Consider the following 16,091-nt stretch of genomic DNA (forward strand, 5'->3'; position numbering starts at 1 on the left):
AGGGAGGCGACGCGGAGCGTCGTCGACCGACGACAACGCCGCGAGCGTGCGTGCCAGGCCCCGCGAGCCCGGCCTGATCCAAACGACAGGCCCTAAGCCCCTGCGGCGCTTGAGCAGCAGTGCGCGCGGGCGGCGTCATTTTCAAGCCCCTGCGGCGCTTGAGCAGCGGGGTCCGGGGCAGAGCCCCGAGTCGTGCACGAACGGCGCCGCGCCACGCACGAAGGGGCGCCCCGAGAACGGGGTGCCCCTTCGGAACCGGTCGACCGACGGAGTCAGTCCGTGCCGGATTCCATCGCCGCACGGTCCAGCGCCTCGTCCTCCGCGGAGATTTCGCCGCGGGAGGCGATGGCCTGGGCCCCGCCTTCCGGCATCGTGCCGATCAGGCCCGTGACCGCAGCCTGGGCGGCGCCGGTGACCGGGCTGCCCTCGCCGAGGAGGCCGAGGCCCGCGTACTGCTCGAGCTTGCCGCGGGAGTCGGCGATGTCGAGGTTGCGCATGGTCAGCTGGCCGATCCGGTCGACCGGGCCGAACGCCGAGTCCTCGGTGCGCTCCATGGAGAGCTTGTCCGGGTGGTACGAGAAGGCAGGGCCCTGCGTGTCGAGGATCGAGTAGTCCTCGCCGCGCCGCAGCCGCAGCGTGACCTCACCGGTGATCGCGGCGCCGACCCAGCGCTGCAGCGACTCCCGGATCATCAGGGCCTGCGGGTCCAGCCAGCGGCCCTCGTACATGAGGCGGCCGAGGCGCCGGCCCTCGGCGTGGTACTGCGCGACCGTGTCCTCGTTGTGGATCGCGTTGACCAGGCGCTCGTACGCGGCGAAGAGGAGGGCCATGCCCGGGGCCTCGTAGATGCCGCGGCTCTTGGCCTCGATGATCCGGTTCTCGATCTGGTCGGACATGCCCAGGCCGTGGCGGCCGCCGATCGCGTTGGCCTCCATCACCAGGTCGACGGCGGAGGCGAACTCCTTGCCGTTGATCGTGACGGGCCGGCCCTTCTCGAAGCCGATCGTGACGTCCTCGGTGGGGATCTCCACCGACGGGTCCCAGAACTTCACGCCCATGATCGGCTCGACCGTCTCAAGCGAGACGTTCAGGTGCTCGAGGGTCTTCGCCTCGTGCGTGGCACCCCAGATGTTGGCGTCCGTGGAGTACGCCTTCTCCGCCGAGTCCCGGTAGGGCAGGCCGTGCTCGACCAGCCACTCCGACATCTCCTGCCGGCCGCCGAGCTCGGTCACGAAGTCCGCGTCGAGCCACGGCTTGTAGATCCGCAGGTTCGGGTTGGCGAGCAGGCCGTAGCGGTAGAACCGCTCGATGTCGTTGCCCTTGTACGTCGAGCCGTCGCCCCAGATCTGGACGTTGTCCTCGAGCATCGCCCGCACCAGCATCGTGCCGGTGACCGCACGGCCCAGCGGCGTCGTGTTGAAGTACGCGCGGCCGCCGGAGCGGATGTGGAACGCGCCGCAGGTCAGCGCGGCGAGACCCTCCTCGACAAGGGCGGCCTTGCAGTCGACGGCACGCGCGATCTCGGCGCCGTACGCCTTCGCTCGGCTGGGCACGCCGTCGATGTCGGGCTCGTCGTACTGGCCGATGTCGGCGGTGTACGTGCACGGGACGGCGCCCTTGTCACGCATCCACGCGACGGCGACCGACGTGTCGAGGCCGCCCGAGAAGGCGATGCCGACGCGCTCGCCGGCCGGGAGGGATGTGAGGACCTTGGACATAGGAAGAGTATGCATGACGATGCATGACCATGCAAAGGGGGGTGTGGCGATGTGTGTGCGGCATCACCACCACACGCCCCATGGGCGTCCGCTCAGAACAGGCTGAGCAGCGCCTCCGTCGGATCCGCCATGCCGGTCTCCCCGTCCGGCAGCGGCAGCTCGAACCAGACCGTCTTCCCGCGCGGCGTCCGGCGCGAGCCCCACGCGGCGCTCAGCAGCCCGACGAGCTGCAGCCCGCGGCCGCCCTCGTCGGTGTCCCGCGCCCGGCGGCGGCGCGGCTGCACGAGGCCCGCGTCCCACACCTCGCACACCAGCGTCCGGTCCAGGAGCAGGCGGAGCCTGATGTCCCCCTCGCCGTACCGCAGCGCGTTGGTGACCAGCTCGCTGACCAGCAGCTCCGACGTGTCGACGAGGCTCTCCATGTCCCAGCTCAGCAGCTGCGCCCGCGCGTACTCGCGCGCCTTGCCCACCGACTTCGGCTCGCGCGGCAGGGTCCAGTCGCCGACGTTCCCGCTCGGCAGCCCCTGCACCCGGGCCATGAGGAGCGCGATGTCGTCCTCGCCGTGATGCGTGTCGAGGGTGTTGAGGACGTGGTCGCAGACGTCCTCAAGCGCCGGGGAGGGGTCGTCGAGCGCGTTGCGGAAGGCCGAGAGGCCCTCGTCGAGCGGATGGTCGCGGGACTCCACCAGGCCGTCCGTGTAGAGGGCGAGCAGCGCGCCCTCCGGCAGCTCGACCTCCACCTCCTCGAACGGCTCGCCGCCGACGCCGAGCGGCATCCCCGGCGGCACGTCGAGCATCAGCGCGCCCTCGCCGGGCTCGACGAGGACCGGCGGCAGATGGCCCGCGTTGGCGAACGTGCAGCGCCGGGTGACCGCGTCGTACACCGCGTAGACGCAGGTGGCGAGGTACACCTCGGAGAGGTCCTCGCCGCCGAAGGAGCGCGCGGTGCGGGCCTGGCGGGTGCCCTGCTGGGCGCCGCCGGGGGTGCCGAGGCCGCGGGCGATCTCGTCCAGCGCGCTGAGCACTTCGGCCGGTTCGAGGTCGAGCAGGGACAACGTCCGTACGGCGGTGCGCAGTTCGCCCATGGCGACGGCGGCGCGCAGTCCGCGCCCCATGACGTCCCCGACGACCAACGCGGTGCGGTGCCCGGGGAGTTCGATGACGTCGAACCAGTCGCCGCCGACCTCCGTCGCGGCGTTGCCGGGCCGGTAGCGGCAGGCGATGTCGAGACCCGCCGCCTCCGGGTCGTCCGGCGGCAGCAGGGAGCGCTGGAGGATCAGCGCGCGCTCGTGCTCGCGGCGGTACAGGCGCGCGTTGTCGATGCAGACCGCGGCGCGCGAGGCCAGCTCCATGGCGAGGGCCCGGTCCCGCTCGGTGAACGGCTCGCTGCCCTTCGTCCGGGAGAACTGCACGAGCCCGACGACCGTGTCGTGCGCGACCATCGGCACGGCGAGCGTGGACTGCACGAGGCCGCGCTGCTCGGTGGGCAGGGTCTGCGGCCGCGCGGTGCGCAGGGCGTTCGCGCAGGGCGAGTTGAACGAGAAGCGGTGCACCGCCCCTACGTTGACGGGGGCCTCGCCGCCGAGGTCCAGGAACGGCACGTCGGCGACGGCGCTCGCGGCGGCCACCCTGCGCAGTTCGGCGCTGCCGTCGGCGAGGCCGTGCCCCAACTGCGCCGCCTCGTCCCCGGCCAGCAGGCCCTGGTACAGGTCGACGGAGGCGAGGTCGCAGAAGCCGGGGACGACGACGTCGAGGAGTTCGCGGGCGGTCGTCTCCAGGTCGAGGGAGTTGCCGATCCGGGAGCCCGCCTCGTTGAGGAGCGCCAGGTTGCGACGGGCGTGCGCGGCCTCGCGGGCGGCGGCGTGCCTGCGCGTGACGTCGGTGGCGAGCCCCGCGACGCCGATGGGCCGGCCCGAACCGCTGTGCACGCGATAGAGGTTGATGGACCAGTGCCGCCGCTCGGTGGACTCCGGGGCGGGGCCGACCAGTTGCATGTCGGTGACCGCGTCGCCGGTCTCCAGGACGCGGCGCAGCGCGCCCTGCACCCGGTCCGCCTCGTGCCGCGGCAGGTAGTCGTGGACGGTGCGACCGCGGTGGTCGTCGACGTGTCCGCCGAAGACCGAGGTCAGGGTGCGGTTGGTGCGCTGAACCTTGAGGTCGGTGCCGAACAGCAGGAAGCCGAAGGGAGATTGGCCGAAAATGGCCTGCGAGGCGGCGAGGTCGGTCTCGATGTCGCGCAGCGTCCGCACGTCGACGACGATGCACACCGCGGCCCGCTCGCCGGACTCGGTGGTCGTCGGCATCACATAGATCTCGGCGAGCCCGGTCGGCCCCGCGTCCGTCGCGGACGGCGCCTCCGCATCCGGTTCCGCTTCCGCCGTCCCCGAGGCGGCGGGCGCCCGGAACGGGACGACGCCCGTCCACTCCTGTCCGTCCAGGATCTCCGCCATCTTGCGGTGACCGCGCTCGCGCAGATCCTGGGCGACGAAGGCCTCGATGGGGTCCTTGCCCACGGCCTCCTCGGGCGGAATCCCGAAGAGCTGCGCGGCCCGCCGGCTCCACTGGTCGATCGCGCCGTCGGAGCCGATCGAGAAGGAGGCGACCTTGATGTAGTCGTAGATCGAACCCGGCGGGCTGGCCTGCCAGAGGTCGGTCCCGCCGAAGGACTCCTCGGGAAGCGCCGAGGGGGCGCCCGCTTCCGGTTCCGGGGCCGGTTCCGCCCGCTCCGTGCCCGCGGCATCGGGAGCGGCACCGCCCGGCGGCACCCGCTCCGCGCGCGGCGCCGACGCCGCGCCCGCGGGGCCCTCGGGCGCCCTGCCCTTCGCTGGTATCTCGCTCACGCGAACCGTCCCCTCCAGCTCACCGCGTCCGGCACCGGTCACCGAGGCGGCTGCACGCAGTATCCAGCACTACGGAGCCGCGCAACACGGTGTTCACGATCACACCATGGTCCCGACGCTTTTTGGCCCGTCGGGACCGACTGTTTCCGTACCCAGGGTGCGGGTGCGCCCACACACGGCATCTCACACTCGCGCCCTCACCGGCGTCTGTCCCACTCGGGCCGCTCCTAATCCGGCAGCGCCAGCTCGAACCAGACCGTCTTGCCGCCCGAGCGCCCCCCGCCCGGCCGTGTGCCCCAGCGCCGCGACACCTCCGTCACCAGTTGCAGCCCGCGCCCGCCCTCCTCGTCGGGGGCGGCCGTGCGGGCGCAGGGCGGGTCGGGCAGCGGGTCGGAGACCTCCACCAGGAGGACCTCGGGAGGCTCGGGCGGGCAGGCGAGCCGGACGCCGATGGGCCCGGACGCATACCGCAGCGAATTGGTCACCAGCTCGCTGACCAGCAGTGCGGCGATGTCGGCGAGCTCTTCGAGTCCCCATTCGACGAGCTGTGTACGCACCGCGGCGCGCGCCCTGCGGACGGCCGACGGGTCGGCGGGAAAGGCCCACTCGACGCAGTCGCCTTCGGTGTGGAGCACGCGGATCACATCCCTGGCCCGCGAAGGACCCTGTCCGGTTTCATAGGGTTAATCTGGATATACCCGGACGGAGCGGCGCGCTATCGCGAAGTGGGGTGCGCGGTGGCACGGACGGCGTAGGCGTGGCGCGTGAGAGGCGGGCGCGAGCCCCGGTCGGCCGCGCTGCCGCGGGACCTCTCAGATGCGTTCCCGCAGGACCTCCTTGACCGCGGGAACGTCCTGGTCGAGCCAGTCCACGGACCAGACCTCGGCCGGCGTCAGCCAGCGCAGCTCGTCGTGGTCCTGGAGGGGGTGCGGGGTGCCGGAGCGCAGGCGGCAGCGCCAGACCCGCAGGACGTATCCGGCCTTCAGGGGCCACTCCCCGGGCACGCGCGCCTGCGGTTCGGCCTCGATGCCGAGCTCCTCGCGCAGTTCACGGACGAGTGCCCGCGCCGGGGTCTCGCCCGGTTCGACCTTGCCGCCGGGCAGTTCCCAGCGGCCCGCGAGCTCGGGGGGCGCGCTGCGCCGCGCGGCGAGCAGCCGCTCTTCGGTGTCGTACAGGGCCGCGGCGACCACGACGGTCGGTGCTGGTGACTCAGGGGGCATGCGCCGGAGCCTAGGACAGGCCCTACGACCCCGTCAGAGCGCCGTGCCGTTCCGCCCCTGCCCCAGGCGCTCCACCCAGTACGTCGGCTGGTGGCCCCTGCGGTCGTCGAGACTGTCGGCCATGCGCTGGGCCTCGGCCTTCGTGGCGTAACGGCCCACCCGGTAGCGGTTCCCGTTGCCGTCCTCGCGGATGACCAGCCACGGAAGTGTGGCCGTGCTGTCGCTCATCGCGCCCCGCCCCTCCCTGGCCGCACCGGCCTCGACTCGCATCGCGCCCTGCCTCCCATCCCCGAGGAAACCGCAAACCGCATATGCCCGAGCCTACGCCTGACCTTTACGCACCGGATACGGATTGGCACAAAGAGATACGCAACAAGCCACGGAGCGAACGCGCGGACGACGAGCGGAGGGGGCGCACCCCGTGGGTGCGCCCCCTCCGTGACCGGTGGTGCGACGTCAGTGCGCCCGCACCCGCGGGATCGGCATCAACACCGGTTCATCCGTGGGCCTCTTGGTGCACACGTCGCCGCAGTCCGCGTCGAGGGAACAGCAGAGCGAGCAGATCGGGCCGGAGTGGGCCGGGCAGTCGGCGATGTCCGGGAGTTCGTACGCCGTCTCGCAGACGGCGCAGGTGTGGGTCGCGGTGATGTCGATGCCCTCGGCGAGCTCGACGTCCGGACCGTTCACCGGGTTCGGCCGCGCCAGGTAGTACCTGCCCTTCGTGGCCCAGGCGATGAGCGGGCACAGGACCAGCGCGAGGCCCGCGGCGATGAAGGTGGAGAATGCCTCGGCGTACTCGCCGAAGAGGCCGAAGAACGCCAGGATCGAGACGACGGAGGCGATCGTCATGGCGCCGAATCCGGCCGGGTTCACCGCGTACAGGTACGCCCGCTTGAACTCGATGTACTTGGGGCTCCAGCCCACCCGCTTGTTGATGACGAGGTCGGCGGCGACGGCCGCGATCCAGGCGATGCCCACGTTCGAGTAGAAGCCGAGCAGCTTGTTCAGGGCCGCGAACATGTTCAGTTCCATCAGCGTCAGCGCGATGGCGAGGTTGAGGAAGATGTACCAGACCCGGCCGGGGTGGCGGTGCGTCACGCGGGAGAAGAAGTTCGACCAGGACAGCGAACCGCTGTACGCGTTGGTGACGTTGATCTTGATCTGGGAGACCACCACGAAGACCGCGGCGACAGGCAGCGCGACCGAGCCGAGCCACGGCTTGAGCGCCTCGACCTGCGGCGCGATGGGTTCGAGGGCGTGTGTCTTGCCGACCGCTTCGAGGGCCACGAAGGCGAGGAGCGCGCCGCCGATCTGCTTCGCGGCGCCGATGACCACCCAGCCGGGTCCCGCCGCCAGAACGGCCAGATTCCACCGCTTCTTGTTCGCTTCCGTCTTGGCCGGCATGAAGCGCAGATAGTCCGCCTGCTCGCCGATCTGCGCGATCAGCGAGAGCGCGACACCGGTGCCGAGCCCGAAGCCGATCCAGGAGAATCCGCTGCCGGCGCCTTCGGTGCCGCCGAAGTGCGTGAACTCACCGAAGGAACCGGGCGAGTTGAAGAGCAGGATCACGAAGGGAAGGACGAGGCCGATCAGCCAGACCGGCTGTGTCCACGCCTGCACCTTGGCGAGCGCGCCCATTCCGCGGAACACGATCGGGATGACGATCAGCGTGGTCACCAAGTAGCCGATGGGCAGCGGCAGTCCGAAGACCTCGTGCATCGCCTGCGCCATGATCGAGCCTTCGAGCGCGAAGAAGATGAAGGTGAACGAGGCGTAGATGAGGGACGTGAGCGTCGAGCCGAAGTAGCCGAAGCCCGCGCCACGCGTGATCAGATCCATGTCCAGGCCGTACTTGGCGCAGGCCCGGGCGATCGGGATGCCGGTGGTGAAGATGATCGTCGCCGCGCACAGGATCGAGGCGAGTCCGCTGGTGAACCCGTAGGTGAAGACGATGGACGCGCCGATCGCGAAGTCCGCGAGGTAGGCGATGCCGCCGAGCGCGGTGGAGGCGACCGCGGTCTCGGACCAGCGCCGGTAGGAGTGCGGGGCGTAGCGCAGCGAGTAGTCCTCGCGGGACTCGTCGGCGGCGAGCCTGGCGTAACTGCGCTTCGGCGGCTGTCCGTCGGGCGGCCCGGACGCGGGTTCTGCATGGGTTACGGCGGTCTCGGTCATGGCGGCTACCCGTTCCTCCGTCGGCGGTATACCAACTGCGTTCGGAGAGGGAAGGTAGGAGCCGTACATGACAATCTGCGGCGGCGCGCGATTGCCTGCCTGTTACGGGAGTCGGGGCGCGGTTAACTCGGGATCACACGGCCCGGACGGCGCGCCCCGGACACCGGGCACGCGACCGACTACCGCACCGGCAGGTGGTATGCGATGCGGTAGCGGTCCGCGGGGACCACGACATCGGCCGTCTCGACCGGCCGGCCCGAGGCGAAGAAGGTCCGGTGGATGACGATCACGACATGCCCCGGCACGCCGCCGAGCGCGCTCAACTCCTCGGCGAGGCCCGGGCGGGCGGCCACTTCCTCCGTCACGTTGTCCACGATCACGTCGATCGCCGCCATGCGCTCGGCCACCCCGCAGCCGCCGAGCGGGCCCTCCTCCGGGAGCATCACGGGCGTGCGCCCCGTCACGGCGAGAGGCTCCCACGAGGTCGCGAGCATCATCGCCTCACCCGCGTCCCGGTACACGTACTTGGTGCGCATCACGCGGTCGCCCGAGCGGATCGCAAGCCGGTCCGCGACGGACGCGACCGCCTCGATCTGCTCGCTGCGCGACTCCCAGGTCCCGCGCGCGTCGGGATCGGCCTGCTCCTGCCGGAACGGCGTGGAACCACTGCTCGGCCGGTAGCCGGAGCGGGCGACGCGGCGCGGCACGGGCAGCTCGCGCACATATGTCCCCGAACCCGACCTGCCCTCGACGAGCCCCTCCGCCATCAGGACCTTGCGGGCCTCCAGGGCCACCGTGTCCGAAACCCCGTACTCCTCACGGATCTTGGCCTGTGAGGGAAGGCGGGTATGCGGCGGCAGCGATCCACTGACGATCTTCTTGCGGAGATCACCCGCAACGCGGAGATACGCCGGCTGCTCACCGAATGCCACTGGTTGTCCCCTCAGATCCCCATCAGATTGACAGACAGCAACAGCGTGGCAACCGTGGGTTGAGGCGTGCAAGCAAAGGCCAAAGAATCACTCGATGTGATGACTTCCGACGTCAGAGGCCTTTACGCAGCGACTTTGCCCAGGTAGTGCATCATTCACACATCGGGCCACGCTTCGAGCATTCATACGTTTCCGGGGTCGGGGACGAGTCCCGTCTTGAGCCCCGCGCCGCACAGCGGGACCACCGCGCTCCGGCCGCCGATGGCGCCGCCCTCCCGGGCCGCGGCCCAGCACACCGCGCTGGTCGACTCCACGTACAGGCCGCGGGAAGCGAGGTCGAGCTGGGCGTGCCGGATCTGGCCCTCCGTCACCGTGTGGAAGGCGCCGCCGGATTCCCGGACGGCGCGCAGGATCTGGCGGGCGCGCGGCGGGTTCGGGATGGCGATGCCCTCGGCGGCGGTCGGGGCCGGGGCCTCGTCGACCACGATCTCCTCCGAACCGGCCTGCCACGCGCGCGCCAGCGGGGCGACCGCGGCGGACTGCACGGCGTGCAGGGCGGGGCGGCGGTCGATGAGCCCGGCGTGGTGCAGTTCGGCGACGGCGAGGGCGGCGCCGAGCAGCAGCGTTCCGTTGCCGACGGGGAGCACCAGCACCTCGGGGAGGCGTCCGCCCATGTCCTCCCACAGCTCGTGGACGTACGTCTTGGTGCCGTGCAGGAAGTACGGGTTGTAGACGTGGCTGGCGTAGAACACCCCGTCCTCGTCGGCGGCGGCGCGCGCCGCGCGGGCCGTGGCCTCGCGGTCGCCGGGGACCACTTCGAGGCGGGCGCCGTGGGCGCGGATCTGCTCCAGCTTCTTCGCGGACGTGGCCTCGGGGACGTAGACCGTGCAGGCGAGGCGGGCGCGGGCGCAGTACGCGGCGATCGCGGTGCCGGCGTTTCCGCTGCTGTCGGCGATGACGCGGTCGGGGCCGAGGCGGGTCGCCAGCGCGGCGAGCATCACCGCGCCGCGGTCCTTGAAGGAGAGCGTGGGCATCAGGAAGTCCAGCTTGGCGTCCACCTCGGCGGTGAGCGGGACGAGGGGCGTCCGCCCTTCGCCGAGGGTGCAGTCCGGGCGGGGCAGGGGGAGGCATTCGGCGTAGCGCCACATCGAACTCACGCGGCCCGTCAGGGATTTGAAGGGGCCGGGGGTGGGTGAGTAGTCGAGGTCGAGGGGGCCGTGACAGGTGGGGCAGCGCCAGGTGAGGGAGCCGGCGGGGACGCGGGTGCCGTCGGCGGGGCAGTAGGTGGTCAGGCTCATGCGGTGAGGTTAAGCGGTCGTGTTGCGGGGGAACGGTGTTGCGGCCGCGGGGCTCTGCCCCGGACCCCGCGCCTCAATCGCCGGCGGGGCTTGAACTGCCGAACCGGCGTTGCGCAGCCACCCTCAGATCGGGGGACTCCCGCGGCGCGGGTCCGCCGGCGGCGAGCTTGCGCGGATCACCCTCACCTCATGAAGCCAGCACCTCTCCTCGCTCTCGCCGTTCTCACCGTCGGTGCCACGCTCGTTCCCACCGCCCACGCCGCCCCCGGAGCTCCCGGGTGCGGTGGGCCCGGGTGGGCGTTGAGTACCCGTACCGCGGAACCGGACAGTCCGTACCACGCCTACGTCGGGAACGGGTATCTCGGTGTGCGGGTGCCGCCCGCGGGGGCCGGTTATGCGAGAACCGGCGGGAGTGGGGCCAAGACCGGGTGGCCGCTCTACACGCCCCCGTACGACGGCGCGTTCGTGTCCGGGCTCTACGGTCGCGGGCCGCGGAACACCGCGCGCCGGGAGGCCGTCGCCGCGCTTCCCACCTGGACCACCCTCGACGTGCAGGCGCGCGGCGAGACGTACGGTCCTGGCAGTCGCACCGCCGGCTACCGGCAGACGCTCGACATGCGCTGCGGCATCGTGCGCACCGAGGTCACGTGGGTGCACAAGGACGGGAAGCGCACCGACCTCACGTTCGAAGTGCTCGCCGACCGGGCGCGTCCGCATGTCGGCGCCGTGCGGCTGCGCGTCACGCCGCACTGGTCGGGGGACGTCACCGTCATCGACCGCGTCGACGCGCGCGGCGCCCGCCGGATCACCGGCACCGGCAGCGGCCCGGCCGGGAAGCGCACGGCCGCCGTCGGCTTCCGCACGGACGGGTCCGGGACCGCCGGTACCGTCGCCTCCACCCTCCGCTCCCCCGGCCGCACCCACACCGCCCGTCCCAAGAAGGACTCGCTCGGTACCAGCCAGTCCGCCGACTTCCGGGCCACCGAGGGCGTCACGTACGACGTCGCCAAGTATGTGGGCGTGCACACCGGTCTCACGTCGAAGGATCCCCGGGCCGGTGCGCTGGCGGCCTCGAAGCGCGCCGCGACCGCCGGGTGGGACGCGCTCGTCCTGCGGCACGACGCCGCCTGGCGGGAGTTGTGGTCCTCGGACATCGAGACGCCCGGCCGTCCCGAGGTGCAGGAGCGGTTGCGGGCCGCGCAGTACGGGCTGCTGTCGTCGCTGCGTCCCGGCGCCCGTAACAGCATCGCGCCGACCGGCCTGAGCAGCGACAACTACGCGGGCATGGTCTTCTGGGACGCCGAGACGTGGATGTATCCCTCGCTGCTCGCGACCCGTCCCGGGCTGGCGGAGCCGGTGCTCGAGTACCGGTACCGGACGCGCGGCGCCGCCGCCCGCAACGCGCTCAAGACCTCCCAGAAGGGGTTCATGTACCCCTGGACCAGCGCGAGTTCGGGCGACCTGTGGAAGGAGTGCCAGAGCTGGAACCCGCCGCACTGCGTCACCCAGAACCACCTCCAGGGCGACATCGCGCTCGCGGCGTGGCAGTTCTACCAGGCGACCGGGGATCGTGGGTGGCTGCGCGAGCGGGGGTGGCCGCTGCTCAAGGGGCTCGCCAACTACTGGAGCGGGCGCGTCACGCCGAACAAGGACGACGGCTCGTACTCCATCAAGGACGTCGCCGGGCCCGACGAGTACAGCAACGGCGTCGACGACGGCGTCTACACGAACGCCGTCGCCGCGACCTCGCTGCGGGACGCCGCGAAGGCGGCCGCGCTGGTGGGCGAGCGGGCTCCGGCCGAGTGGAACCGGATCGCCGACCGGCTGCGCATTCCGTACGACCGCGACCGCAAGGTCTTCCTCCAGTACGCCGGTTACGACATCGACAAGGGCGCCGACATCAAGCAGGCGGACGCCGTGCTGCTGCTGTACCCGCTGGACTGGGAGCCGATGCCGAAGGGCGCCGCCGCCGCGACCCTCGACTACTACGCCGCGCACACCGACCGCGACGGACCGGCGATGACGGACTCCGTGCACGCGGTCGCCGCCGCGCGGATCGGGGAGCCCGGCTGCTCGACGTACACCTTCCTGGAGCGGGCCTCGCGGCCGTTCTTCCGGGGTCCGTTCGGCACGTTCTCGGAGTCGCGCGGCGAGAAGGCGGGCGCCGGGGACGCGCTCGCGGGGACGCCCGCGCAGGACTTCCTCACCGGGAAGGGTGGCTTCCTGCAAGTCTTCACGCACGGGCTCACCGGGATGCGGCTCCAGGACGACGACGCGGTGCGGCTCGACCCGATGCTGCCGCCGCAGCTCTCAACCGGCGTGAACGTCAAGGGACTTCAGTGGCGGGGGCGGACGTACGACGTCGAGATCGGCGCCGAGGAGACCCGTGTCCGGCTCACCGGTGGCGCGCCCTTCGCCGTCGACACCCCGGGCGGACGCAGGACGGTGACCGGGGCGGGACTCACCCTGCCGACCCGCCGCCCCGATCTCGAACCGACCACCGACCTGGCCCGCTGCAAGTCCGCGAAGGCCACATCGGAGGACCCGGGCCAGTACGCGGGCGCCGCCGTCGACGGCAACCCGGCCACGACCTGGCACCCGGCCGCACCGGGCGCTTCGCTCACCGTGGATCTCGGCGGCGTGCGCCCGGTGGACCGGGTGCGGGTGACGGGGGCGAAGGCGTACCGGCTGGAGACGTCCGTGGACGGCGAGCGGTGGACGCGGTTCGAGGCCGGGGCCGAGGGGCGTTACGTGCGACTCACCGAGACCGGTGAATCGGCGGAGTCCGTCGGCGAGTTGACCGTGTCCTGAGGCCGGGGGCGCAGGACGAGCTGGGCGCCGGTCGTGACGACGATGTTGACGGCCAGGGCGATCAGGCCGGTGTCCACGGTGCCGACGTCGACGGAGCCGAACGTCAGCCAGGCGAGCACCGCGACGCCGGTCAGGATGCCGATGAGCGCAGGGACCGCGCCCAGCTTCACCTTCTTCGCCAGGCCCATCACGATCGCCGGGGCGAGCTGGGTGAGGCCGCCGTAGGTCAGGAGCAGCAGGTCGGAGAGGAGGCCGGGGCGGGTCAGGCCGAGGACGAGGGCGAGGCCCGCCGCGGCCACCACGCACAGGTGGTTGGTGCGCAGCTGGGTGCGTTCATTGCGCACGCTCAGCAGGTTGCGGGAGAGCAGGCTGGAGATGCCGACGACGATGGCCGCGGACGGCACCATCGCGGCGGAGGCCGCGGCGACCGCCACGAGTCCGACGAGCCAGCCCGGCAGGGTCTGTCCGGCGAGGGTGAGCGCGACGCCGTTCGGCTCGGTGCCCTTCTTCGCGAGCAGGACGCCGGCGAAGCCGATGATGATCGGGATGCCCAGGGCGACCTGGTAGAGCGGCAGCCAGATCGAGTTGGAGCGCAGCACGCGGCCGCTGCGGGCGGCGAGGACCGGCGGCCACAGGTGGGCCATGGTGCCGAGGCCGCCGCCGATGCCGGAGATGATGACGGCGGTGACGAAGAACGTGCCGTCGTAGCCCTCCTGGTCGAGGGTGAGCAGCTGCGGGTGGCCGTCGCGGATCGTGTCGAAGAGGCCGCCGATGCCGCCGTTGACGGTCAGGGCGACGCCGGCGAGCAGCACCACGAGACCGATGATCATCAGCGCGTCCTTGAGGTACGCGACCCGCGCGATGCCGCGGATGCCCGACCACAGGACGAACACGACGGTCAGGACGGTGGCGAGGACCATGCTCAGGTTGCCGCCGGTGTGACTGCCGGTGGCCAGCTGCACGATCATGCCGAGCCCGGTGATCTGGAGTTGCAGATACGGCAGCAGGAACACGGCGCCGACGACGGCGACGACCTTGCCGAGCAGCGGGCTGCCGTACCGGTCGACGAAGAAGTCGGCCTGCGTCAAGTAGCCGCCGCGCTGGCCGAGTTGGCGCATCCGGGGAGCGGTGAAGTACTGAAGGATGAAGTTGATGGCGAGGTAGCAGACCGCGAAGGACGCGGCGACGCCGCCGCCGAAGGCGATGCCCGCGAGGCCCAGGAAGCTGAAGGTGGTGAAGGCCTCCCCCGCTTGCAGGAACCAGGTGGTGAAGGTGGAGAACCCGCGCTTGGCGACGGTCCACTCCCCCAGTTCCTTGCTGGGGGCGCGGCGGCCGGAGACGCCGACCACCGCGATGGCGACGATGCCGAGGACCGTGATGACCATGGTGCTGTTCATACGGCCGCCACCTCGTCCTCCTCTTCGGGACGGCCCGCGAACACCAGTCGGTCGACGACGGCGAGCGTCACGGTGGTGCCCACCGTCCAGAGCAGGCACCAGGCCAGGACCGAGGGGATTCCGAACCACAGGTGGGGCCCGTTGACGAACGGCAGGAACGGAGTGCTGAGAAAGGCCAGGACGGGCACGGCGGCCCACAACATGTGCGGAGATCTCATCGGGGCTCCAGCGGGGGTCTCAAGTCAGCTCCCGGACCCGGGAGTCGATCACTACGACAGAGTTGGCGCGCGGCGTCCGTGCCCGGTGGCGGCCTCGTAGGCGGCGCCGATCTCCAGGACGGTGCGCTCGGCGCGCGGCGGGCCCACGATCTGCAGGCCGACGGGGAGCCCGGCGTCGGTGAAGCCGGCGGGTACGGAGAGGGCGGGTGCGCCCAGGACCGTGAGCAGATACGCGGAGCGCATCCAGTCGAGGTACGTGTGCTGCTGCTGACCGTCGATGACGGTCGGGTACTCCAGATCGACGTCGAACGGCAGGACCTGGCTGACCGGGGCGATCAGCACGTCGTAGCGCTCGAAGAAGCCGGCGGCCGCGAGGTGCAGGCGGGTGTGCTCGGTGCGGGCGCGGGCCAGGTCGGCCGAGGTGAGCTTGACGCCCTCCTCGATGTTCCAGATCAGGCTGGGCTTGAGCTGCTCGCGGGAGGTCTCCAGGAGCGGGCCGAGCCCGGTGCGGAAGGCCTGCGCGCGCAGGATGCGGAAGACGTCCTCGGCGCCGTCGAGGTCGGGGCAGTCCTCGACGACATGCGCTCCCGCGGCCTCGAACACCTTGACCTGCCGGCCAGTGACCTCACGGACCTCGGGGTCGACGGCGACGCGGCCGCCGAGATCGGGGGCGTACGCGACGCGCAGCCCCTTGAGGTCGCGCTCCAGCGGCGCGCGGAACACGGAGCCGGGCGTCTCCAGGGACTGCGGGCAGCGCCGGTCCGGGCCCGCCATGGCCGACAGGAGCAGCGCGACGTCGGCGACGGTGCGCCCCATGGGACCCGCGACGCCGAGCGTCTCCCACAGGTCGCCCGAGGGCAGCGCGGGCACGCGGCCCGGCGTGGTGCGCAGGCCGACGACGTTGCAGAAGGAGGCCGGGTTGCGAAGCGAGCCGCCCATGTCGCTGCCGTCGGCGATCGGGGTGAGCCGGGCGGCGAGCGCGGCGGCCGCGCCGCCACTGCTGCCGCCGGCCGAGCGGGTCGTGTCGTACGGGTTCCTGGTCGCGCCGAAGACCGGGTTGAAGGTGTGCGAACCGGCCGCGAACTCGGGGACGTTGGTCTTCCCGATACGGATGGCGCCGGCCCCCTGGACCCGCTCGACGAGGAGTTCGTCCTCGTCGGGCACGTGGTCGGCGAAGAGCGGCGAGCCGTGCGTGGTCCGCATGCCGCGGGTGAGGTGGGTGTCCTTGAAGGCGATGGGCAGCCCGTGCAGCGGCCCCAACTCGGCTCCGGAAGCCGCTCGTTCGTCCGCCTGCCCGGCCGCCGCGAGCGCGCCTTCCGCGTCGAGCGTGACGATGGCGTTGAGCGCGGGGTTCACGCGCTCGATGCGGTCGAGGTGGGCGGCGACGACCTCGCGCGCCGACAGTTCGCGGCGGCGGACAAGGCCGGCGAGCTCGACGGCGTCGAGCCCGCAGAGGGCGTCGGAATCGGTGGGGCGTACGGGCAT

12 protein-coding genes are annotated in these 16,091 nt (G+C 71.7%); 1 reads left to right on the plus strand and 11 read right to left on the minus strand.

Translation table 11 applies throughout. From position 1 onward, the window contains the following. Positions 1-272: 272 nt before the first annotated feature. The 8 genes from argG to ACIA8D_RS00040 form a co-directional block, all read right to left on the minus strand. Positions 273-1,718 (minus strand): argininosuccinate synthase, encoded by a 1,446-nt coding sequence (gene argG / locus ACIA8D_RS00005; RefSeq protein ID WP_399227615.1) that lies wholly within the window; start codon positions 1,716-1,718, stop codon positions 273-275. Between the two features lie 92 nt (positions 1,719-1,810). After that, positions 1,811-4,600, minus strand: a complete 2,790-nt coding sequence (locus ACIA8D_RS00010; RefSeq protein WP_399227616.1) for a SpoIIE family protein phosphatase — start codon at positions 4,598-4,600, stop codon at positions 1,811-1,813. A gap of 185 nt (positions 4,601-4,785) precedes the next feature. Then, on the minus strand, positions 4,786-5,202 hold the full coding sequence (locus ACIA8D_RS00015) for an ATP-binding protein (protein WP_399227617.1): 417 nt from the start codon (positions 5,200-5,202) through the stop codon (positions 4,786-4,788). A 168-nt stretch (positions 5,203-5,370) separates the two neighbouring features. Next, the gene (locus tag ACIA8D_RS00020; protein WP_399227618.1) at positions 5,371-5,778 is read right to left on the minus strand and encodes a (deoxy)nucleoside triphosphate pyrophosphohydrolase; all 408 of its coding nucleotides are present in this window, start codon (positions 5,776-5,778) and stop codon (positions 5,371-5,373) included. Positions 5,779-5,811: 33 nt separating this feature from the next. Next, positions 5,812-6,006, minus strand: coding sequence for an SPOR domain-containing protein (locus ACIA8D_RS00025; protein WP_399227619.1), 195 nt, complete (start codon positions 6,004-6,006; stop codon positions 5,812-5,814). A gap of 228 nt (positions 6,007-6,234) precedes the next feature. After that, complete coding sequence (locus ACIA8D_RS00030) at positions 6,235-7,950, minus strand: purine-cytosine permease family protein (protein WP_399227620.1); 1,716 nt, start codon at positions 7,948-7,950, stop codon at positions 6,235-6,237. Positions 7,951-8,129: 179 nt separating this feature from the next. Then, positions 8,130-8,882 carry a GntR family transcriptional regulator gene (locus tag ACIA8D_RS00035; protein ID WP_399227621.1) on the minus strand — a complete coding sequence of 251 codons (753 nt, stop codon included), beginning with the start codon at positions 8,880-8,882 and terminating at the stop codon, positions 8,130-8,132. A gap of 182 nt (positions 8,883-9,064) precedes the next feature. After that, a complete protein-coding gene (locus ACIA8D_RS00040) occupies positions 9,065-10,180 on the minus strand; it encodes a threonine synthase (RefSeq protein ID WP_399227622.1) in 1,116 nt (371 codons plus the stop codon). A gap of 189 nt (positions 10,181-10,369) precedes the next feature. Here ACIA8D_RS00040 and ACIA8D_RS00045 point away from each other — a divergent pair, with 189 nt between their 5' ends. Next, positions 10,370-12,991: a discoidin domain-containing protein gene (locus tag ACIA8D_RS00045; RefSeq protein ID WP_399227623.1), complete on the plus strand. Its 2,622-nt coding sequence runs from the start codon at positions 10,370-10,372 to the stop codon at positions 12,989-12,991. Here ACIA8D_RS00045 and ACIA8D_RS00050 read toward each other — a convergent pair. From ACIA8D_RS00050 to ACIA8D_RS00060, 3 genes are read right to left on the minus strand one after another with little or no spacing between them, the layout of a single operon-like run. Beyond that, on the minus strand, positions 12,928-14,388 hold the full coding sequence (locus ACIA8D_RS00050; RefSeq protein ID WP_399227624.1) for a sodium:solute symporter: 1,461 nt from the start codon (positions 14,386-14,388) through the stop codon (positions 12,928-12,930). The genes ACIA8D_RS00045 and ACIA8D_RS00050 overlap by 64 nt on opposite strands. Beyond that, positions 14,385-14,606, minus strand: coding sequence for a hypothetical protein (locus ACIA8D_RS00055; RefSeq protein WP_399227625.1), 222 nt, complete (start codon positions 14,604-14,606; stop codon positions 14,385-14,387). The genes ACIA8D_RS00050 and ACIA8D_RS00055 overlap by 4 nt, the downstream gene beginning before the upstream one ends. A 51-nt stretch (positions 14,607-14,657) precedes the next feature. Next, a complete protein-coding gene (locus ACIA8D_RS00060; protein WP_399227626.1) occupies positions 14,658-16,091 on the minus strand; it encodes an amidase in 1,434 nt (477 codons plus the stop codon).

It is taken from the genome of Streptomyces sp. NPDC051684 (genome assembly GCF_044453445.1).
Taxonomy (GTDB): Bacteria; Actinomycetota; Actinomycetes; order Streptomycetales; family Streptomycetaceae; genus Streptomyces.

Bases quoted from the DNA above. Each gene is read 5' to 3' on its own strand.
- argG (WP_399227615.1), bottom strand. From the start codon at position 1,718: ATGTCCAAGGTCCTCACATCCCTCCCGGCCGGCGAGCGCGTCGGCATC.
- ACIA8D_RS00020 (WP_399227618.1), bottom strand. From the start codon at position 5,778: ATGCCCCCTGAGTCACCAGCACCGACCGTCGTGGTCGCCGCGGCCCTG.
- ACIA8D_RS00025 (WP_399227619.1), bottom strand. From the start codon at position 6,006: ATGAGCGACAGCACGGCCACACTTCCGTGGCTGGTCATCCGCGAGGAC.
- ACIA8D_RS00030 (WP_399227620.1), bottom strand. From the start codon at position 7,950: ATGACCGAGACCGCCGTAACCCATGCAGAACCCGCGTCCGGGCCGCCC.
- ACIA8D_RS00040 (WP_399227622.1), bottom strand. From the start codon at position 10,180: ATGAGCCTGACCACCTACTGCCCCGCCGACGGCACCCGCGTCCCCGCC.
- ACIA8D_RS00045 (WP_399227623.1), top strand. From the start codon at position 10,370: ATGAAGCCAGCACCTCTCCTCGCTCTCGCCGTTCTCACCGTCGGTGCC.
- ACIA8D_RS00050 (WP_399227624.1), bottom strand. From the start codon at position 14,388: ATGAACAGCACCATGGTCATCACGGTCCTCGGCATCGTCGCCATCGCG.
- ACIA8D_RS00055 (WP_399227625.1), bottom strand. From the start codon at position 14,606: ATGAGATCTCCGCACATGTTGTGGGCCGCCGTGCCCGTCCTGGCCTTT.
- ACIA8D_RS00060 (WP_399227626.1), bottom strand. From the start codon at position 16,091: ATGCCCGTACGCCCCACCGATTCCGACGCCCTCTGCGGGCTCGACGCC.